20 protein-coding genes and 1 tRNA gene are annotated in these 18,297 nt (G+C 58.7%); 14 read left to right on the forward strand and 7 right to left on the reverse strand.

Translation table 11 applies throughout. From position 1 onward, the window contains the following. Nucleotides 1-173: 173 nt before the first annotated feature. On the reverse strand, nucleotides 174-1,529 hold the full coding sequence (locus B3R00_RS11480; RefSeq protein WP_286999117.1) for a DUF945 family protein: 1,356 nt from the start codon (nucleotides 1,527-1,529) through the stop codon (nucleotides 174-176). A gap of 330 nt (nucleotides 1,530-1,859) precedes the next feature. After that, entirely contained in the window at nucleotides 1,860-3,671 is a 1,812-nt protein-coding gene (locus tag B3R00_RS11485; RefSeq protein WP_286999118.1) for a glutamine--tRNA ligase/YqeY domain fusion protein, read from the reverse strand. Nucleotides 3,672-3,826: 155 nt separating this feature from the next. Here B3R00_RS11485 and B3R00_RS11490 point away from each other — a divergent pair, with 155 nt between their 5' ends. The 8 genes from B3R00_RS11490 to B3R00_RS11525 all read left to right on the forward strand — a co-directional run bounded on the left by B3R00_RS11490 (nucleotide 3,827) and on the right by B3R00_RS11525 (nucleotide 8,619). Continuing rightward, entirely contained in the window at nucleotides 3,827-4,171 is a 345-nt protein-coding gene (locus B3R00_RS11490) for a hypothetical protein (RefSeq protein WP_286999119.1), read from the forward strand. 81 nt (nucleotides 4,172-4,252) lie between these two features. After that, nucleotides 4,253-4,699 carry a type II 3-dehydroquinate dehydratase gene (gene aroQ, locus B3R00_RS11495; RefSeq protein ID WP_286999120.1) on the forward strand — a complete coding sequence of 149 codons (447 nt, stop codon included), beginning with the start codon at nucleotides 4,253-4,255 and terminating at the stop codon, nucleotides 4,697-4,699. A gap of 36 nt (nucleotides 4,700-4,735) precedes the next feature. Then, nucleotides 4,736-5,662, forward strand: a complete 927-nt coding sequence (locus tag B3R00_RS11500; RefSeq protein WP_286999121.1) for an alpha/beta fold hydrolase — start codon at nucleotides 4,736-4,738, stop codon at nucleotides 5,660-5,662. A gap of 6 nt (nucleotides 5,663-5,668) precedes the next feature. Beyond that, complete coding sequence (gene arfB / locus B3R00_RS11505) at nucleotides 5,669-6,067, forward strand: alternative ribosome rescue aminoacyl-tRNA hydrolase ArfB (protein WP_286999122.1); 399 nt, start codon at nucleotides 5,669-5,671, stop codon at nucleotides 6,065-6,067. Nucleotides 6,068-6,160: 93 nt separating this feature from the next. Then, nucleotides 6,161-7,006: a DODA-type extradiol aromatic ring-opening family dioxygenase gene (locus B3R00_RS11510; RefSeq protein ID WP_286999123.1), complete on the forward strand. Its 846-nt coding sequence runs from the start codon at nucleotides 6,161-6,163 to the stop codon at nucleotides 7,004-7,006. A gap of 110 nt (nucleotides 7,007-7,116) precedes the next feature. Beyond that, nucleotides 7,117-7,785 (forward strand): alpha/beta hydrolase, encoded by a 669-nt coding sequence (locus B3R00_RS11515; protein ID WP_286999124.1) that lies wholly within the window; start codon nucleotides 7,117-7,119, stop codon nucleotides 7,783-7,785. 159 nt (nucleotides 7,786-7,944) lie between these two features. Then, the gene (locus B3R00_RS11520; protein WP_312425927.1) at nucleotides 7,945-8,175 is read left to right on the forward strand and encodes a YdcH family protein; all 231 of its coding nucleotides are present in this window, start codon (nucleotides 7,945-7,947) and stop codon (nucleotides 8,173-8,175) included. A gap of 150 nt (nucleotides 8,176-8,325) precedes the next feature. Next, nucleotides 8,326-8,619 carry a YdcH family protein gene (locus B3R00_RS11525; RefSeq protein WP_286999125.1) on the forward strand — a complete coding sequence of 98 codons (294 nt, stop codon included), beginning with the start codon at nucleotides 8,326-8,328 and terminating at the stop codon, nucleotides 8,617-8,619. Nucleotides 8,620-8,655: 36 nt separating this feature from the next. On the opposite strand, the gene B3R00_RS11530 is transcribed toward B3R00_RS11525, so the two are convergent. From B3R00_RS11530 to B3R00_RS11550, 5 genes are all read right to left on the reverse strand, one after another. Next, nucleotides 8,656-9,513 carry a zinc-dependent peptidase gene (locus B3R00_RS11530; RefSeq protein ID WP_286999126.1) on the reverse strand — a complete coding sequence of 286 codons (858 nt, stop codon included), beginning with the start codon at nucleotides 9,511-9,513 and terminating at the stop codon, nucleotides 8,656-8,658. Between the two features lie 13 nt (nucleotides 9,514-9,526). Beyond that, entirely contained in the window at nucleotides 9,527-10,312 is a 786-nt protein-coding gene (locus B3R00_RS11535) for a UDP-2,3-diacylglucosamine diphosphatase (RefSeq protein ID WP_286999144.1), read from the reverse strand. A 45-nt stretch (nucleotides 10,313-10,357) separates the two neighbouring features. After that, nucleotides 10,358-10,885, reverse strand: coding sequence for a peptidylprolyl isomerase (locus B3R00_RS11540; RefSeq protein ID WP_174862559.1), 528 nt, complete (start codon nucleotides 10,883-10,885; stop codon nucleotides 10,358-10,360). 51 nt (nucleotides 10,886-10,936) lie between these two features. Then, on the reverse strand, nucleotides 10,937-11,521 hold the full coding sequence (locus B3R00_RS11545; RefSeq protein ID WP_286999127.1) for a peptidylprolyl isomerase: 585 nt from the start codon (nucleotides 11,519-11,521) through the stop codon (nucleotides 10,937-10,939). Between the two features lie 101 nt (nucleotides 11,522-11,622). After that, complete coding sequence (locus B3R00_RS11550) at nucleotides 11,623-12,150, reverse strand: tetratricopeptide repeat protein (protein ID WP_286999128.1); 528 nt, start codon at nucleotides 12,148-12,150, stop codon at nucleotides 11,623-11,625. Between the two features lie 193 nt (nucleotides 12,151-12,343). On the opposite strand from B3R00_RS11550, the gene cysS reads away from it, so the two are divergent. The 6 genes from cysS to B3R00_RS11580 all read left to right on the forward strand — a co-directional run bounded on the left by cysS (nucleotide 12,344) and on the right by B3R00_RS11580 (nucleotide 18,108). After that, complete coding sequence (cysS, locus tag B3R00_RS11555; RefSeq protein WP_286999129.1) at nucleotides 12,344-13,723, forward strand: cysteine--tRNA ligase; 1,380 nt, start codon at nucleotides 12,344-12,346, stop codon at nucleotides 13,721-13,723. 21 nt (nucleotides 13,724-13,744) lie between these two features. After that, entirely contained in the window at nucleotides 13,745-14,401 is a 657-nt protein-coding gene (locus B3R00_RS11560) for a DNA-3-methyladenine glycosylase family protein (RefSeq protein ID WP_286999130.1), read from the forward strand. Nucleotides 14,402-14,447: 46 nt separating this feature from the next. Further along, nucleotides 14,448-15,419: an acetyl-CoA carboxylase carboxyltransferase subunit alpha gene (locus tag B3R00_RS11565; RefSeq protein ID WP_219164188.1), complete on the forward strand. Its 972-nt coding sequence runs from the start codon at nucleotides 14,448-14,450 to the stop codon at nucleotides 15,417-15,419. Between the two features lie 217 nt (nucleotides 15,420-15,636). Further along, a complete protein-coding gene (gene tilS / locus B3R00_RS11570; protein ID WP_286999131.1) occupies nucleotides 15,637-16,584 on the forward strand; it encodes a tRNA lysidine(34) synthetase TilS in 948 nt (315 codons plus the stop codon). A 103-nt stretch (nucleotides 16,585-16,687) separates the two neighbouring features. Then, a complete protein-coding gene (locus B3R00_RS11575) occupies nucleotides 16,688-17,953 on the forward strand; it encodes an aspartate kinase (RefSeq protein WP_286999132.1) in 1,266 nt (421 codons plus the stop codon). A gap of 62 nt (nucleotides 17,954-18,015) precedes the next feature. Beyond that, nucleotides 18,016-18,108, forward strand: a tRNA-Ser gene (locus B3R00_RS11580). Nucleotides 18,109-18,297 lie beyond the last annotated feature (189 nt).

The raw sequence follows: 18,297 nt of genomic DNA on the forward strand, positions 1-18,297 counted from the left end.
AGCATAGCTGCTGGCGCTTGTGTATAAAGCGCCAGCGCTGGTTTTTGTCAGATATCAAAAAAGGCTGCCTTGGGCAGCCTTTTTGTTTGCGTGTGCGTATGCGTATTTGTATGTGCATGCAGCGAACCCTGTCTTGTTGTATCGGGTGCTGTGTCTTGCAGGTGCCAGCGGGTCTACAAGCCGCTGCCAATACTCAGCAATTGGGGTAAGGTTTGCGGGTGGTTGTTGAGCTTGAACTCACCGTGCGCAAATTCCAAGGCTGCCTCGACGGTATCGCCTTGCTGCAGCACCACCCCTTGGCTCAGCAGCGTCTTCAGGCGTTTGTGCACACCATCTTCCACTGCGGCTTGCAGCTCTTCTGCTTCCAGCGCATGGTTCATCTGCTCCAGCAGTGCAAGGTAATCGTTGCGCACTTTGGCTTCCAGCAGCTGTACCAAGGTCGGCAACGGCAAGGCGGTGCGCAATTGCCCTTCCAGATCGGTGCCCGGGTTAAATGCTCCAGGTTGTGTGCCGGTATACGCAAGGCGTGCGGAGAAGGAGACGGGGCCATCAGCGCTTTGCATGCTCAGGCGGGAAATGGCCAGTTCGGGCTTGCCAGCCAGCAATGCGGGCAAGCTGCTCTGCCAGTCCAGCGCTTGGGCATCACTGCCGGCCTGTAGCCAAACAACGAGTTGGTTGAGCCAGTCTGCGTCCCAGTTTTTGAATTGCATGCTCAGCGCGAAGTCGTTGGCATGCAAGCTGGGCATCTCCAGTTGCTGCAGCTGAACGTCCATGCCGGATTGCACCAGCTTGTCTTGCAGCACGTTGCTGGTGTTGAGCATCAGCCCCTGTAATTTCAATTGGGTGTCGTCTTCGGTGTTCTGGGCCGCCAGCAGGCCAATTTTCAGCGCAGTGGGCCCCAGCCAGAAGCTATAGCCAGCAGGCATGTGCGTATCGAACGTGATTTCAGTGTCTTCCACGTCCAGGCGGCTGCCATCTTCCACCTTGACGCGCAATACCGGCATGCGCACCCAGCCTTGCGTGTCGGTGCGCTCGGGCGAGAGTGTCCATTCGGCTTGCAGTCCTCCCCAGGTCAGCGAAGAGTCGTCTGCAAAGCTGGCTGTAAAGTTGGGAGAAAACAGGGTGTGTGCGGTACCGCCAGACCAATTGGCGGTGGTGACCCACTCCAGTGCTGCACGGTCACGCAAAGCTTCGAGCAGCTGCGGGTCGCTGTCTTCGGGCAGCAAAAACTGTGACACTACTTTGGCAGCTTTGCCCATGGGCCAAGGGCCATGCAGAATGTCGTGGGTGACGGTGATGTCGTAGACATCCTCTTCGCTGGCAAACGACCACAGCGTTTGCGCGCGCGAACTCAGCAGGCCGCGGTCGTATTCCAGCACACGCACGGTAAAGCCATCTTCGGAGCTCCAGACATCGGCGGTTTGCTCCAGTGCTTCTTGAATTTTTCCTCCGATGTAATAGCTGGTGGTCAGCCCGCCAGCAACAGCCAGTGCGCCTGCGCTGAGAACGCCGATGGCCAGTTTTTTCATGATTGCCCCTTGTTGATCGTGCGTGGGTACAAAGCCAAGCTTTGCGCTGAAAGATTTTAGGGACGGCGTTGGCGCTGCTGCCGATGTGGGGGCGTTTGTTGTTTTTTATTCTCAAAATTGCTAGCTGCCCACGTAACAAGCACAAGCGCTAGCCTGCATTTTTCTTACAAATACTTGCGTATAAGCACGCCCTTCACCATGAGCTTGTGTAGCTACACAAGGTTTATGAAACTCTATGAATAAGCCTTGGGTGCTGCGCAGTGCGTTGGCACACGCAAAAAAGGCTGCTTTGCAGCAGCCTTTGGGGTTGAGGGACAAGCGCTTAGTGCTTTATTTGCCCCACGAATCCTTCAAGCCGGTGATCTTGTTGAACACGGGCTTGGCCGCACTGTGGTCTTTGCGGTCTGCCACAAAGTAGCCAAAACGCTCGAACTGGAACTTGTCATCCGCCTGGGCGGTTTTCAGCGACGGTTCAACATAGGCAGTTACTACCTTCAGGCTGTCGGGGTTCAGCAGGGCCAGGAAGTCCTTGCCGCCCGCATCGGGCTGCGCATCGGTGAACAGGCGGTCGTACAGGCGCACTTCGGCTTGCAGGCCGTCGGCCACGCCCACCCAGGTGATGGCCGCCTTGACCTTGACTGCGTCGGCGCCGGGGGTGCCGCTCTTGGTGTCGGGCACCACGGTGGCCAGCACCTTGGTGATGGTGCCGTCGGCATCCTTTGCGCAGCCCGTGCACTCGATCACATAGCCACCCTTCAGGCGCACCTTGTTGCCGGGGAAAAGGCGCTTGTAGCCCTTGGGGGGCACTTCGGCAAAGTCCTCGCGCTCGATCCACACTTCACGGCCCAGGGTGAAGTGGCGCTCAGGCACGGTTGCGCCTTCGGCGTGGTGGGGCAGGGCGGGCAGGCTGCAGGCTTCCAGGTGCGCGGCATCGCCGAACACCTCGGCCCAGTTGGTCAGCTCCAGCTTCACAGGGTCCAGCACTACCATGGCGCGGTGGGCCTGGTTTTCCAAGTCTTCGCGCAGGCAGCCATCCAGCGTGGCGTAGTCGATCCAGCTGTAGTCCTTGGTCACACCGATGCGTTCGCAGAAATTGCGGATGGACGCAGGGGTGTAGCCACGGCGGCGCAGGCCGACGATGGTGGGCATGCGCGGGTCGTCCCAGCCGACCACGAACTGGTTGTCCACCAGGTGCTTGAGCTTGCGCTTGCTGGTGATCACATAAGTGAGGTTCAGGCGCGAGAACTCGTACTGGCGCGGCTGGGGTGCGGCAATCAGGCCACCTTCGCGCAGGTGGTCCAGCAGCCAGTCGTAGAAGGGGCGCTGGTCTTCAAATTCCAGCGTGCAAATGCTGTGGGTGATGTGCTCCAGCGCGTCCTCGATGGGGTGGGCGAAGGTGTACATCGGGTAGATGCACCACTGGTTGCCGGTGTTGTGGTGCTCGGCATGGCGCACGCGGTAGATGGCGGGGTCGCGCAGGTTGATGTTGGGCGCAGCCATGTCGATCTTGGCACGCAGCACGGCGGCACCGTCGGCCAGCTGGCCGTTTTTCATGTCGGCGAAGCGCTGCAGGTTCTCGGCCACGCTGCGGTCGCGGAACGGGCTGTTCACGCCGGGGCGGGTGAAGTCGCCACGGTTGGCCTTCATGTCTTCGGCGGATTGCTCGTCCACATAGGCCAGGCCCTGCTCGATAAGGTACACGGCGGCGCGGTACATGAAGTCGAAGTAGTTGCTGGCGTAATACAGGTGGCTCTCGCCATTCGCACCTTGCCAGTCGAAGCCCAGCCACTGGACGGCATCCTTGATGCTATCCACGTACTCTTGGTCTTCCTTTTCGGGGTTGGTGTCGTCAAAGCGCAGGTGGCACACACCGCCATAGTCCTTGGCCAGGCCGAAGTTCAGGCAGATGGACTTGGCATGGCCCACGTGCAGGTAGCCATTGGGCTCGGGGGGGAAGCGGGTGCGGATCTTGGCTACGTCCACCTGGCCTTGCTGGTGGTGCTGTGCATCTCCAGGTGTACCGCCCCAATGGCGACTGGCGTGGGTGCCTTTGTCCAAGTCGGCTTCAATGATTTGGCGCAGGAAGTTGGTGGGTTTGACCACTTCTGCATTTTCGTTGTGGGTGTTGGCGGGTGTGCTCATATCCCACCGATTGTAGGTCGCCTCGCAACAAAGGGCAGGCACTGCGGGTGTTGCAACCTCTGCCATTCGATACAAGCTTTTACCCTTTGCTTGACATCCTGGGCCTACCCTCAGGCGTTAAGTCAGCAACTACAACGACGAAAGGACACCGCCACATGAACCTTGCCCTGACTTCCATGCGCCAATGGGCGACGCACGGCTTGGCAGCCTTGGGCGTGTTGGCCGCTGTGTCAACAGGCAGTGCACACGCCGGAAATGTGGGGATTTCCGTGGGTATTCATGTACCGGGAGCACCGGTTTACGTGATGCCACCGCCGCCCCCACCGCCCCGTGTGCATTACTACCACCCGGTTCCCCCGCCAGTTGCTTATTACCCGCCTCCGGCCGCGATAGGGTATTGGGGGCCACCGCCGCACCACCATAAAAAGTCCTATAAACAATACCGCAAAGAGTACAAGCGCTATCACAAGCACCACTACCGCGATTACGACGATGATTGATCGCTGGGCGTGGGTGGCCTGAGATCGCCCCTTACAAGAGCCGCATAATCGCGGCTCTTGTTGTTTCTAAGAGTTGCTGCAATGACGAAAACCGTATTTGTCTTGAATGGCCCTAACTTGAACCTGCTGGGTACGCGTGAACCCGCGGTGTATGGCGCGCAAACACTGACGGATGTGCAAAACCTGTGCGCGCAGGCGGCTGCGCGCCACGGTTTGGCGCTGCGGTTTCACCAGAGCAACCATGAGGGGCAACTGATTGACTGGATCCATGAGGCGGGCCAGCTTTATGCCCAAGGCGAATTGGCGGGTCTGATCTTCAACGCCGGCGCCTACACCCACACCAGCATTGCCTTGATGGATGCCGTGAAAGGCACGGGCGTGCCGCTGCTGGAGTTGCACATCAGCAATGTGCATGCGCGCGAGGCATTCCGCCACCACTCTTACCTGTCACTCGTAGCGCGTGCAGTGGTCTGTGGCCTGGGAGTGCCCGGTTATGCGCTGGCGGTGGATGCCGTGGCGCAATGGTGATGCTGCGCCACGCAGCGTGAAACAGGGAGCAAGCAGGTGAGTGACGACGTAGAAACAGTGGCATTGCCGTGGCCTGCCGATGCAGCAGGCGATGCCGAGATGGCTGCAGGGCGGGTGCAAAGCACCGAAGTGTTGGACTGGCAAGCGAGGGCGAAGCGCATCGCGCATGCCCACGCAGGGGGAAGCACAGTGCTGCACCACTGGGTGCCTGCGCAGCCCAATGGCTTGGCACCGCTGGTGCTGTTGCACGGTGGCAGTGGCAGCTGGACGCATTGGGTGCGCAGCATCGGCCCGCAGCTGGAGGCGGGGCATGACGTGTGGGCCGTGGATTTGCCGGGCTTTGGCGCCTCGGACGTGCCGCCGGGCGTGGTGGATGCCGACGGCATGCTGCCCGTGCTGGCCGATATGCTGCAAGCACTTTTCCCGCTGCAAACTGTACGTCTTATAGGTTTTTCATTTGGCGGGATGACAGCATGCATGCTGGCTGCCGCTTATCCGCATCTGGTACAGCAATTAGTGGTGGTGGGTGCCCCGGGGATCGGGCTGACAAACAAGCACCCATTCCGCCTCAAGGGCTGGCGTCATCTGTCTGAGCCACGCGAGCAGTTGCGCAACCATGTGTTCAATTTGGGTGAGCTGATGCTGCATGACCGCACAGCGATTGACCGCAACACCGTCGCGCTGCATGTGGCGAATGTGCAGCGCGATCAGCTGCCGCGCCGCCGCATCTCCAGCACCGATGTGCTGGTGCGCGCACTGGCGCAGGTGGAATGCCCGGTGGCGGCCATTTATGGCGCCTGCGATGCGCTGTACCCCGGTACGTTGGATGAGGTGGAGCGTTTGATGGCTGCCCATGCCCGCCATTGGCAAGGCATGCAGCGCATTGCAGGTGCAGGCCACTGGGTGCAGTACGAAAGTCCTGCCGCATTTCACGCAGCGCTGCTGCCTTTGCTGGCGGCCTAAGCCCCCATGCGCTGGAAACTGGAGCCTGCAGAAGTCACTTGGACGGCGGTGCGCGCCCAAGGTGCGGGCGGGCAAAACGTCAACAAAGTCTCCAGCGCCGTGCATTTGCGTTTCGATGTACCGGCCTCGTCATTGCCCGATGAACTGAAAGCGCAGTTGCTGGCATGCGCTGACCAGCGCATCACCCAAGACGGCGTGGTGGTCATCAAAGCGCAAAGCCACCGCACGCAAGAGCTGAACTTGCAAGACGCCATGCAGCGGCTGCACGCCCTGATTGCGCAAGCTGCCTATGTGCCCAAGGCCCGCAAAGCCACCAAACCCACCAGAGCCTCGCAAAAACGGCGCGTAGAGGGCAAAAAGCGCGCCGGAGTCACCAAGGCGTTGCGCGGTAAAGTGGATTGGTAAGGGGCTTGGAGGGTAGATTGGTTTGATATTTGAGACAGTGAGTGCTTGTCGGGCTAACTAGTTTTCTTGGTGGGACGGCCTAAGATAGCCTGCATGACCCACATTGCTTCATCCTCGCTGCCTGCTTCGTCTGCCTCGTCCAACCCTGCATCTCTGCCGGTGCTGTTTGTGTCGCACGGCTCACCCATGTTTGCCTTGGAAGCCGGTGACACCGGGCCAGCGCTTACCCACTGGGGCCAAGACCTGCGGGCGCGCTATCCGCAGCTGCGCGGGGTGGTCATCATGTCACCGCACTGGATGGCGCGTGGCGTGTGGGTGATGAGCAACCCGCAGCCTGAGACCTGGCACGATTTTGGTGGTTTCCCCCCACAGCTGTACACCTTGCAGTACCCCGCCTCAGGCGCGCCGGCTTTGGCGCAGGATGTGCTGGGGGCTTTGCAGCAAGCAGGTATTGCCGCAGAAGCCGATGTGCGCCGCCCCTTGGATCACGGTGCATGGGTGCCACTGATGCACCTGTTTCCGCAGGCCGATGTGCCTGTGGTGCAGGTGGCGTTGCCCGTGGGCGCTGATGCCCACGCGGTGTACGCCCTGGGCCAGGCCCTGCAGAGCCTGCGCGCGCAAGGCGTGCTCATCATTGGCAGCGGTAGCATGACGCACAACCTGCGCGAATTTTTTGGCGGGCAGCAGCAGGCGGCCGACTACGTGGTGGAATTTAGCCGTTGGGTAGAAATGCAATTGCAAGCGGGCCAGATCGATACGCTGCTGGACTGGCAGCAACGCGCCCCCCATGCGCTGCGTGCCCACCCCACCGATGAGCACTTTTTGCCGCTGTACTTTGCCTTGGGCGCAGGGGGGGCTGGCGCAAAGCCCCACTACCTGAGCCGAGAAGTGATGTACGGCATGCTGGCCATGGATGCATTTGCCCTGCACAACGAATAATTGATAGCTGCTAGCGCTTGCTGCATAAGCGCTAGAGGTACTTTTTATTAAATTGAAATACCTTAAAGCGGTGCAGCAGTCACCTTGGTTGGCTGCAGAAAGATAACGCGATGTTGAAACTTCCCTTGAATGCCTTGTACCGCCCAGCACAGGCGGGCGCGCAGCAACCGTGGCTGCTGGTGCTGATGCACGGTGTGGGCAGCAATGCGCAAGATTTGTTTGGCTTGTCAGACGTTGTACCGCCGCAATACCACGTGCTGAGCTTGCAGGCCCCACACCCCATGGGGCCGAATGCGTTTGCATGGTTCATGTTCTCGGTCGCCGCAGACGGTACGCGCCAGATTGACGAAGGCCAAGAACAGCACAGCCGTGCCTTGGTGGCGCAGACCGTGGCTGCTGCCAGCGCCCAGCTGGGCATTCCCGCCGAGCGGGTGATTGTGGGGGGCTTTAGCCAGGGTGGCATCATGAGCTTGAGTCTGCTGCTGACTCAGCCCGCGTTGCTGCACGGCATTTGCGTGTGGCACAGCCGTTTGCTGCCCGAAGTGCTGCCCTTGCAAGCCCCGGCCACGGCGCTGGAAGATCGCCATGCCTGGATCAGCCACGGCACCCAAGACCAGGTCATCCCACTGGTCAGCGCGCACGCCATTCGCAACCATTTGCAAACGCTGCCGCTGGAGTTGCGCTACCGCGAATACCCTTGTCAGCACACCATTCATCCGCAAGAGCTGCAAGACAGCATGCAGTGGCTGGCCCAGCAGGCCAGTGCGTCTGAAAAATAAGAGCTGCTGGTGCAGGTGGGGCAAGGGTTAGCGTGCTAAATAATGCACTTTTTACATAGCGCAAACTTTGGCCGTATCGTGGGCGCACAATGACTTGGTAGTGCCGCCATTGACTTGTGGCGGTGTCCGGCAGACGATGTCTACCTAGCTTCAGAAAGGATGAGCATGTTTCCTGAGTACCGCGAACAAATCGCCCACCTGCGCGCCACGGACCGGCACTTCAGCCGTCTTTTTGAGGAACACAATCTGCTCGATCACGAAGTGCAGCAACTGGAGTCCAAGCACTCGCCTGCCTTTCAAATTGAAATTGATGCGCTGAAAAAGCAAAAACTGGCCTTGAAAGAGCAGCTCTACAGCCTGCTGCGCCAGGAGGCTGCTGACGCCCCCTGAGCCAGCCTGGAAAAGCACCGATGGGTGCTTTTTTTATTTCTGCGCAAGCACGTAGGGCTGTTACAGCCTTGTGCTTGCACCGCCTTCACAATCAATTTGCCCACCTGGGGGGGCACAGCTGCCCCACCTGTTGTTGACGAAAGGAAGCTTATGTTCACTCAGTACCAGGAACAAATCGAGCAGCTGCGCGCTACCGATAAAAACTTCAGCCGCTTGTGCGAGAAACACAGCGCGCTGGATGCCGAGGTGGAGGCTCTGGTGCAGCGCAAGTCGCCCAGTCTGCAGGTTCAAATTGAGAACCTGAAAAAACAGAAACTGGCCGTCAAAGAAGAGATATACAACATGCTGCAGCAAGCGCAGCCTATATTGGCGCTGAAACAGCAGAAGAACTATATGGATCAGGCCAAGCTGGCCGAAATGTCGGGGGTGCGGCTCAGCGCATAAATCGCTGGTGCATGCACTTGAACTGACAAGGCGCCTTCAGGCGCCTTTTGTTTGGGGAGCAGTGGCACGGGCTGGGCGCTGAAACAGTGCATCCAGCAGGGGAGTGAGGGTGGGCAGTGCATGGGCAAATGCGCTGGGTGCAACCCAATATGCTTCGCAGGCTACGGCAAAAAACTCGGCCGGATCGGTGGCCGCATAGGCGTCAAGCCACGGTGCAGGCTGGCCAAAGCGCTGGTGGGCGGCCAGCGCTTCGCAAAAATCTGCATAGGCCGCCTGCCACGTAGCGGCCCAGTGTTGCCTTGCTTGTGCAGCCGAGTGGTAGCCCAGGAACCCGGCGGGCAGCGGTGGGCAACCATCGACACCGCCATTGGCCATGTCCAGCTTGTGTGCAAACTCATGGATCACCACATTGCTGTTGACGCCCCATTGCGCATGCCCGCCGCGCTGTACGGCAGACCAGCTCAGGGAGATGGGGCCACGCTCCATGGCCTCGCCCATCAGCGTTTCTTGGTAGTGGTGCACCACCCCAGCGGCATCACGTACATGGCGGCGTGCCAGTATGTCTGCGGGGTAGACAATGATGCCGACAAAGTCGTCATACCAGCGCAGCGCCTGAGGGGGCGTGCCCCAGTGAATCAGCAAGACGCAGGCCTGCGCCGCGATAGACAGCGCCATGGCATCGGTAATAACGAGGCCTTGGGCGCCTGTGAATTGCTTGCGCTGCAAAAAATGGGCGCACAGCGCTTTCAATTGCTGTTGCTCGGTAGCCGTCAATTGCTGCAAGAAAGGCAGCGCTTGCAGTGTCGACTGCCACAGCGCCGGGGGGATTTCTGGCGGCGCCCCAAAGGGGCGAAAGCGCCACCTGCGCAGCCAGTCGGAAAGTGCTTTCCACATCGAGGGCACAACCCTATAGCGGCACGCGCTGCCAGCTTTGTGGCGTGATGCGCAATACCTCGGCTCGGCGCGAGTTGCCGTCAATGTGCCAGTCACTCAGCACAATGCGCGCGCGTGCTTGGCCTGCGGCATCAGGCGGCAGAGCGTGGTCTCCGGGGAGGTGGGTGTGGCCATGAATAAGCCATTGCGCCTGGGCTTGTTCGAGCCAGTCGCTGACCATGGCGCTATCGGCGTCGGCATACGGCGCGCCCGATTGCTTGCGCTGCTCGCTTTCAGAGCGCGCCGACTTGCCAATCGCACGGCGTACTGCCAGTGGCTGGCTGAGCAATTGCTGCTGCCAGGCCGCCGAGCGGCTGAGGCTGCGAAATTGCTGGTACTGCACATCGTCTAGGCACAGGGCATCGCCATGGCTTAACACGATGCGGCGCTGGCCCCACGCCAACACGGTGGGGTCGGCCAGCCCGGTCATGCCCGTGGCTTGCAAGAACGCATCACCGGCCAGGAAGTCGCGGTTGCCCACCATGAAAAACAAGGAGCGCTTCGCGCTTGCTGCACTTAGGGTTGCGCCACATTCGGCTTCAAAACTGCCAGGTTCTAGCAAGGCATCGTCACCGACCCAGACTTCAAAAATATCGCCCAGCAAAAAGATGGCATCTGCCGCGCTAGAGGCCAGATAGTCACGCCAGGCCTGCACGGTGGCGGGCTCGCTGGGGTCAAGGTGCAGGTCGGAAATAAATTCGACCGTGTGCCAGTGCGCAGGAGCAATCAGCTCGGGCATGGCAGGCACGGTCGAATTCATGTCCGTTGCTTGCGATGCAAGTTTCAACGGTTGCATGGGGGCAAATTACAGGGCCACGGCCTTGTCGATCACCACGGTGTCAAAAGGCACGTCGTCGTGGAAGCCCTTGCGGGTGGTGCGCACTTTTTTGATGGCATCCACAATGTCTTCACCCTTGACCACCTTGCCAAACACGGCATAGCCCCAGCCTTGGGCGGAGGGTGCAGTGTGGTTCAGGAAGTCGTTGTCCACAGTGTTGATGAAGAACTGTGCTGTGGCGCTGTGTGGGTCGCTGGTGCGAGCCATGGCGATGCTGTACTTGGCGTTCTTCAGGCCGTTCTTGGCTTCGTTTTCGATGGGGTCGTTGGTGGGCTTTTGCTTCATGTCAGCAGTGAAGCCGCCACCTTGGATCATGAAGTTCTTGATCACGCGGTGAAAGATGGTGCCGTTGTAGAAGTCGTTCTTCACGTAATTCAAGAAATTTTCGGTCGACTTGGGGGCATTCACAGCGTCCAGCTCGAGGGTGATCACGCCTTGAGTGGCGGTGTCTGCCACATTGATGGTGACGTGCAGTTCAACTTGAGGGTTGCTCATGGGACAACTTTCTAAAAAAGGGGTGAAAAATAAATAGGCGGCAAGCCGTAATCACTTCAACACGGTGGCAGAAGTAATGGTGACGGCCGAGACCGGAACATTCTGGTGCATGCCGCGGTTGCCTGTAGGCACGGTACGGATTTTGTCAATCACTGCTTGGCCTTGCACCACCTTGCCAAATACGGCGTAGCCGTGGCCGTCGGGGTTGGGGGCGTTCAGCATGTCGTTGTTGGCAACGTTGATGTAGAACTGCGAGGTGGCCGAGTTGGGGTTGCCGGTGCGCGCCATGGCAATGGTGTAGCGGTCGTTCTTCAGGCCATTCTTGGCTTCCAGCGGAATCGGTGCGCGCGTGGGCTTTTGCTGCATGTCGGCAGTGAAGCCACCGCCTTGGATCATGAAGCCATCAATCACGCGGTGAAACACGGTGCCTTCGTAGTGTTTGTCATTCACGTACTGCAAAAAGTTTTCCACGGTTTTGGGGGCCTTGGCAGGCTCCAGCTCCACCACAAACTCGCCTTGACTGGTTGCAAACTTAACGCGCGGATTGGCAGCGCTTTGGGCGCAGGCCCAAGTGCTGACACTGGCCAACACCAAGCTGGCCAGAGAAAGTGAAACGGTTCTGCGGGACAAGGTCATGGCAGGGCTCCTGAGAGATGTAGCAATCCAAAAAAACGAAAGTCAAAGGCCAGCGTGGCTGGCCTTTGCTTGTGGGAGTCTGGGCTGCAGCAGAGGTTCAATCAACGTGCCGCAGGCTGCAGCATTTCAGTCAGCGTGGTCAACTTGAGCCGCAATGGGCGATTGGCGCTATTGAGTTTGAGGGACTGACTGTAGGAGTCATGCGCCAAACGGGCATAAATGTCTCCCAGGTTTTCGTGCGCCACCGCGTAGTTGGGGTTGTTGCGCACTGCCATTTCCAGGGCGCTGCGAGCCTTGTTCAACTGGTTTTGGCTGGCGTAAATGACCGCCAGGTTGTTGTATGGCTCCGGCAGCTCGGGATACTCCTCAATCAGCGCCTGGAAGGTGCTGGTGGCTGCCGCCCAATCACCTGCCTTGGATTGGGCCACGCCCTTGAGGAAACGCATTTGCGGATCGCGCGGATTGCTGGCGAGGTATTGGTCGGCCTTGGCAATCGCTTCGGCGGTGTTGCCCGACTTGGCCAACGTCGCAACATCGCCATACATATCGGCCTGCGCAACACCTGCGATCAAACAACCAGACAGAGCCAGCAGGCGCAACAGGGATCGAGGGCGGAGGGTGATGGGCATGTAGGTGCTTTCCAAGGGCGACAGGAGTCCGCCAGCGTGGCGGGCTTATACTGCGCAAGATTGTAGCTGAGGGGTGTGCTGGCGTTTGGCGTTGGCGCTCCTGTGTGCGCAGGCCTTGTCCCGGCTACATGGAGACTTTGCTGCGCCGTTGATGCAGCTGCAGCTCCACCCAATCTTCCGTTTCTGACACCCCATGAGTTTGCGTATCTACAACACGCTGTCGCGTGCATTGGAAGCGTTTTCGCCGCTAGAACCCGGCCATGTGCGCATGTATGTGTGCGGCATGACCGTGTACGACCTCTGCCATCTGGGCCACGCCCGCTCCATGGTGGCGTTCGACGTGGTGCAGCGCTGGCTGCGCGCCAGCGGCTACCGTGTGACCTATGTGCGCAATATCACGGATATTGACGACAAGATCATCAAGCGCGCCGTGGAAAACGGTGAAACCATCCGCAGCCTGACCGATCGCATGATCGACGCGCTGCACCAGGATGCCGATGCGCTGGGCATTGAGCGCCCCACCCACGAGCCGCGTGCCACCGAATACGTGCCCCAAATGCTGCGCATGATTGGCACGCTGCAGCAAAAAGGCCTGGCCTACCAAGCGGGCAATGGCGATGTGAACTATGCCGTGCGCAAGTTCCCCGGCTACGGCAAGTTGTCGGGCAAATCGCTGGATGAATTGAATGCGGGTGAGCGCGTGGCCGTGGCCGATGGCAAGCACGACCCGCTGGACTTCGTGCTGTGGAAATCGGCCAAGGCCGACGAGCCTGCCGATGTGAAATGGCAAAGCCCGTTTGGTGAAGGCCGCCCTGGCTGGCATATCGAGTGCTCGGCCATGGGCTGCGAAATGCTGGGCGAAAGCTTTGATATTCACGGTGGTGGTGCGGACTTGCAGTTTCCGCACCACGAAAACGAAATCGCACAAAGCGAGGGCGCGACCGGCAAGCCGTTTGCGCAGATGTGGATGCACAACGGCTTTATCAATGTCGATAACGAAAAGATGTCCAAGTCACTGGGCAACTTCTTCACCATCCGCGATGTGCTCGAGGAATACGACGCGGAAACCGTGCGTTTCTTTGTGGTGCGCAGCCACTACCGCAGCCCGCTGAATTATTCAGATGTGCATTTGGACGATGCGCGCAATGCCTTGAAGCGCCTGTACACCGCCTTGAGCTTGGTGCAGCCCGCTGATGTGCAGATTGATTGGAGTAATCCTTACGCCGCTCGCTTTAAGGCGGCGATGGACGAAGACTTTGGCACGCCCGAAGCAGTGGCCGTATTGTTTGATTTGGCTGGTGAAGTCAATCGCACCCAATCGCCCGAAGTGGCGGGCATGCTCAAAGCCTTGGCGGCGTGCTTGGGTTTGCTGCAAGACGATGCGCAAAAGTTTTTGCAAGCCGGTGCGGCAGGCGTTGATGTGGTGGCGATTGAGGCGCAAATTGCTGCCCGTGCTGCGGCCAAAGCCGACAAAAACTGGGCCGAGGCTGATCGCATTCGCAAGGCGCTGCTGGAGCAGGGTATTGTGCTCAAAGACTCGGCTGCAGGCACCACCTGGGAGGCCGCTCAGTAAACACTGAGTGTGCATTGCTTTATGTCTCCCTCTCCCAAAGAGTTGTCTCTGCCACCTGCCCATGCGCCTGCTTACTGGGCTGAAGCATGCAAGCATCTGGTCAAAAAAGACCGGGTCATGCGCCGCCTGATTCCCCAGTTCAGCGCAGAAGCCTTGCAAACGCGGGGCGATCCCTTTATTACACTGGCGCGCTCCATCGTGGGGCAGCAGGTTTCGGTGAAATCTGCGGCTTCCATTTGGAAGCGTTTTAGTGCGCTGCTGCCCGAAATCACACCCTCGCAATTGTTGTTGCTGAAAATCGATGACATGCGTGGCGCCGGCCTGTCGGCGCGCAAGGTGGATTATCTGGTCGATCTGGCGTTGCACTTCACCGAAAACCGTTTGCATGTGCAAAGCTGGGCGCAGATGGACGATGAATCCATCATTGCGGAACTTACCGCCATCCGTGGCATTGGCCGCTGGACGGCGGAGATGTTCTTGATTTTTTACCTGCTGCGGCCCAACGTTTTGCCTTTGGATGACGTGGGTTTGCTCAAGGGCATTAGCCAGAGCTATTTTTCGGACGATCCTGTGAGCCGCAGTGATGCCCGAGAAGTTGCTGAGGCTTGGAAGCCCTGGTGCACCGTGGCAACTTGGTATATTTGGCGCTCGCTCGACCCGCAGCCTGTGGCCTATTGAATAATTCCTAGGCCCCATCGCGCAGGCCGGGACAAGGAGAAATAACTTGGCGAAAAAAACCTTTCTGGACTTTGAACAGCCCATTGCTGAACTCGAAGCCAAAATCGAAGAACTGCGTTATGTGCAGACGGAAAATGCAGTGGATATCTCGGATGAGATCGATCAACTCAGCAAAAAGAGCAACCAGCTCACCAAGGACATCTACAGTGATCTGACCCCCTGGCAGATCACCAAGATTGCGCGCCACCCTGAGCGCCCTTACACGCTGGACTATGTGCGCGAGTGCTTTACCGACTTTGTCGAAATGCACGGTGACCGCCATTTTGCGGACGACAAATCCATTGTCGGCGGCTTGGCGCGCTTCAACGGCCAGCCTTGCATGGTGATTGGCCATCAAAAGGGTCGTGACACCAAGGAGCGCGCGCTGCGCAACTTTGGCATGACCAAGCCCGAAGGCTATCGCAAGGCGCTGCGTCTGATGAAGACGGCCGAAAAGTTCAAGCTGCCCGTGTTCACCTTTGTAGATACGCCGGGCGCTTTCCCAGGCATTGATGCGGAAGAGCGCAGCCAGTCCGAAGCAATTGGCCGCAACATCTACGAAATGGCCCAGTTGCAAACCCCCATTATCACCACCGTGATTGGCGAAGGTGGCTCCGGCGGTGCGCTGGCGATTTCGGTGGCCGACCAGGTATTGATGCTGCAGTACTCCGTGTACTCGGTGATCAGCCCCGAAGGTTGCGCTTCTATCCTGTGGAAGACCGGCGAGAAGGCAGAGTTGGCGGCAGAAGCCATGGGCATCACTGCCCACCGCCTGAAGGCGCTGGGTTTGGTTGACAAAATTGTGAACGAGCCCGTCGGTGGTGCGCACCGCGACCATAAGCACATGGGCAGCTTGCTCAAGCGTGCGCTGAACGATGCATGGCGCCAACTGTCTGACTTGAAGCCCCAGGAGCTGCAAGACCGCCGTTACGAACGTCTGCAAAGCTACGGTCGTTTCACCGACACCAAAGCCAGCTAATGCGTGCGCAGCGCAGTGTGGTTTGCATGACAAACTGCGCTACATCACACTGAAATGGCCCTGCGGGGCCATTTTTGTTGGGCGCTGTGCGCGAGCTGATGGAGAATCCACATTTTTTGATAGCTGTTAGCGCTTGTATTTAAAGATTTTTGATGTTTTTTGATGCTGAGATCTTTATTACATAAGCGCTGCTAGCTCCTAAATTAAAGGTAATCAGGTGACGGTTTCAGTCGATCAGGCGATGCAAGTGTTTGCGCCTGCATTGCCGCTGGCGGTGGCCTACAGCGGTGGCGCAGATTCCACCGTTTTGCTGCATGCCTGCGCGCAGCGCTGGCCGGGGCAGGTCGTCGCCATCCATGTACACCATGGCTTGCAAGCTGCTGCCGATGGGTTCGCGGCGCATTGCCGCGCCAGCTGCGCCGCACTGCATGTACCTTTGGCGGTGGCGCATGTGGATGCGCGGCCCCGTGCAGGACAAAGCCCGGAAGAGGCTGCGCGCCACCACCGTTACAGCGCCTTGGTGGAGCAAGCGCGCAGTGCTTTTGCGCAGCCTGCGGCCAGCATTGCCTTGGCTCAGCATGCCGACGACCAGGTCGAAACCTTGTTGCTGGCGTTGTCGCGTGGGGCAGGGGTGGCAGGCCTGGCAGCCATGTCCGCGCAATGGCAGCGCGATGGCATGGACTGGTGCCGACCACTGCTGCGTGTGAGTGGACCAGACATTCGTTCCTGGCTGAAAGCGCACCACATCGCATGGGTGGAAGACCCCACCAACACCGACCCCAGCTACACCCGCAACCGCATCCGCGCGCAGTTGCTGCCCGTGCTGGAGCAGGTTTTTCCGCAGTTTCGCGACACATTTGCGCGCAGCAGCGCCCATGCCGCGCACGCCAAAAAATTGCAGCAAGATCTGGCGCAGGCCGATCTGCAGGTGGTGGGCGTGCCCCCTAATATCCAAGTCTTGCAGCAACTGAGTACGGAACGCCAAGCCAACGTTTTGCGCCACTGGTTGCTGCACTTTCACCAAACCACTCCCAGTGCGGCACAGTTGCAGGAGTTGCTGAAACTGATCGCCGCCTGCCGCACGCGCGGGCACCACATTCATCTGAAAGTGGGCTACGGGTTTGCCGTAAGAAAAGGTGCAAATCTCGGTTGGTACAATCCCTGAGTTTTGGTCCCAAATTTTTTGAGCACGAAAACCGGCGGCGCGCCAAAACACGCCTTTCATCCAACAGCGCCGTGGCAAGCAGTTTCGTCACCCCATATATCCAATGGCACTGATCGTTCATAAATACGGCGGCACCTCGATGGGCTCACCCGAGCGCATTCGCAATGTTGCCAAGCGTGTGGCCAAGTGGGCTCGGGCAGGACACCAAATGGTGGTTGTGCCCAGCGCCATGAGTGGCGAAACCAACCGTCTGCTGGGTCTTGCCAGCGAGCTGGCTCCCAGCGCTGCCCAGACCTCTTACTACCGCGAGCTGGATATGCTGGCCGCCACCGGCGAGCAAGCATCTTCTGCACTGCTGGCGATTGCCCTGCAGGCAGAGGGTGTCGAGGCGGTGAGTTATGCGGGCTGGCAAGTGCCGGTGCGCACCGACAGCAGCTACACCAAAGCACGCATTGAGTCGATCGATGACGCGCGTGTACGCAAAGACCTGGATGCAGGTCGTGTGGTGGTGATTACGGGCTTTCAAGGTATCAACCCTGAAGGTCACATCACCACGCTGGGTCGAGGTGGCTCGGACACCTCGGCCGTGGCCGTGGCGGCGGCGATGAAGGCCGATGAGTGCCTGATCTATACCGATGTGGATGGCGTGTACACCACCGACCCCCGTGTAGTTCCGGCAGCCAAGCGCCTGAACACCGTGAGCTTTGAAGAAATGCTGGAGATGGCCAGCCTGGGCTCCAAGGTGCTGCAAATCCGCTCGGTGGAATTTGCAGGCAAGTACAAAGTGCCCATGCGCGTGCTCTCCAGCTTCACGCCATGGGACATCGACTTGGCCGAAGAGTCCAAGTCCGGCACCCTGATTACTTTTGAGGAAGACGAAAAAATGGAAAAGGCCGTCGTTTCTGGCATCGCATTCAACCGTGGCGAAGCCAAGATCTCCGTGCTCGGCGTGCCCGACACCCCTGGTATTGCCGCTGGCATCCTGGGTCCTGTGGCGGATGCCAATATTGAAGTTGACGTCATCATTCAAAACATCTCCAAGGATGGCAAGACTGATTTCTCATTCACCGTGAACCAAGGCGACTACCAGCGTGCACTGGAGTTGCTGCGTGACAAGGTGGCTCCTGCTCTGGGTGCTTCGGAAGTTGTGGGCAACCCCAACATCGCCAAGGTCAGCATTGTTGGTATCGGCATGCGCAGCCACGTGGGTGTGGCGTCCACCATGTTCCGTGCGCTGAGCCAAGAAGGCGTGAATATCCAGATGATCTCCACCTCTGAGATCAAGACATCGGTTGTGATCGATGAGAAGTATCTGGAACTGGCTGTGCGCTCGCTGCACACGGCATTTGGCTTGGATAAGAGCGAATAATTTAAAAAAATTCGCGACTTTCCAAAAACAGCCAAAAAAGCTGCTTACAATAACGTCATTGCGGAAACGTGACCGAGTGGCCGAAGGTGCTCCCCTGCTAAGGGAGTATGGGGTGTAGAGCCTCATCGAGGGTTCGAATCCCTCCGTTTCCGCCAGATCAAACAAGGAGTCGTAAAGCTCCTTGTTTTTTGGGTAAAGGCAGCAAGCTTTCCAAATTTTTGGATCGATACCAAGAAATTGGTGCTACAATACAAAGCTTCGCTGATCGCAGCGAGTCAAGTTTGAAAGAGATTTCAGACGGTATTCTTTAACAAGATACAGCCGATAAGCGTGGGCGTTTGAAG

Origin of the sequence: Comamonas sp. UBA7840, assembly GCF_002501455.1 — a bacterium.
Taxonomy (GTDB): domain Bacteria; phylum Pseudomonadota; class Gammaproteobacteria; order Burkholderiales; family Burkholderiaceae_C; genus Comamonas; species Comamonas jiangduensis.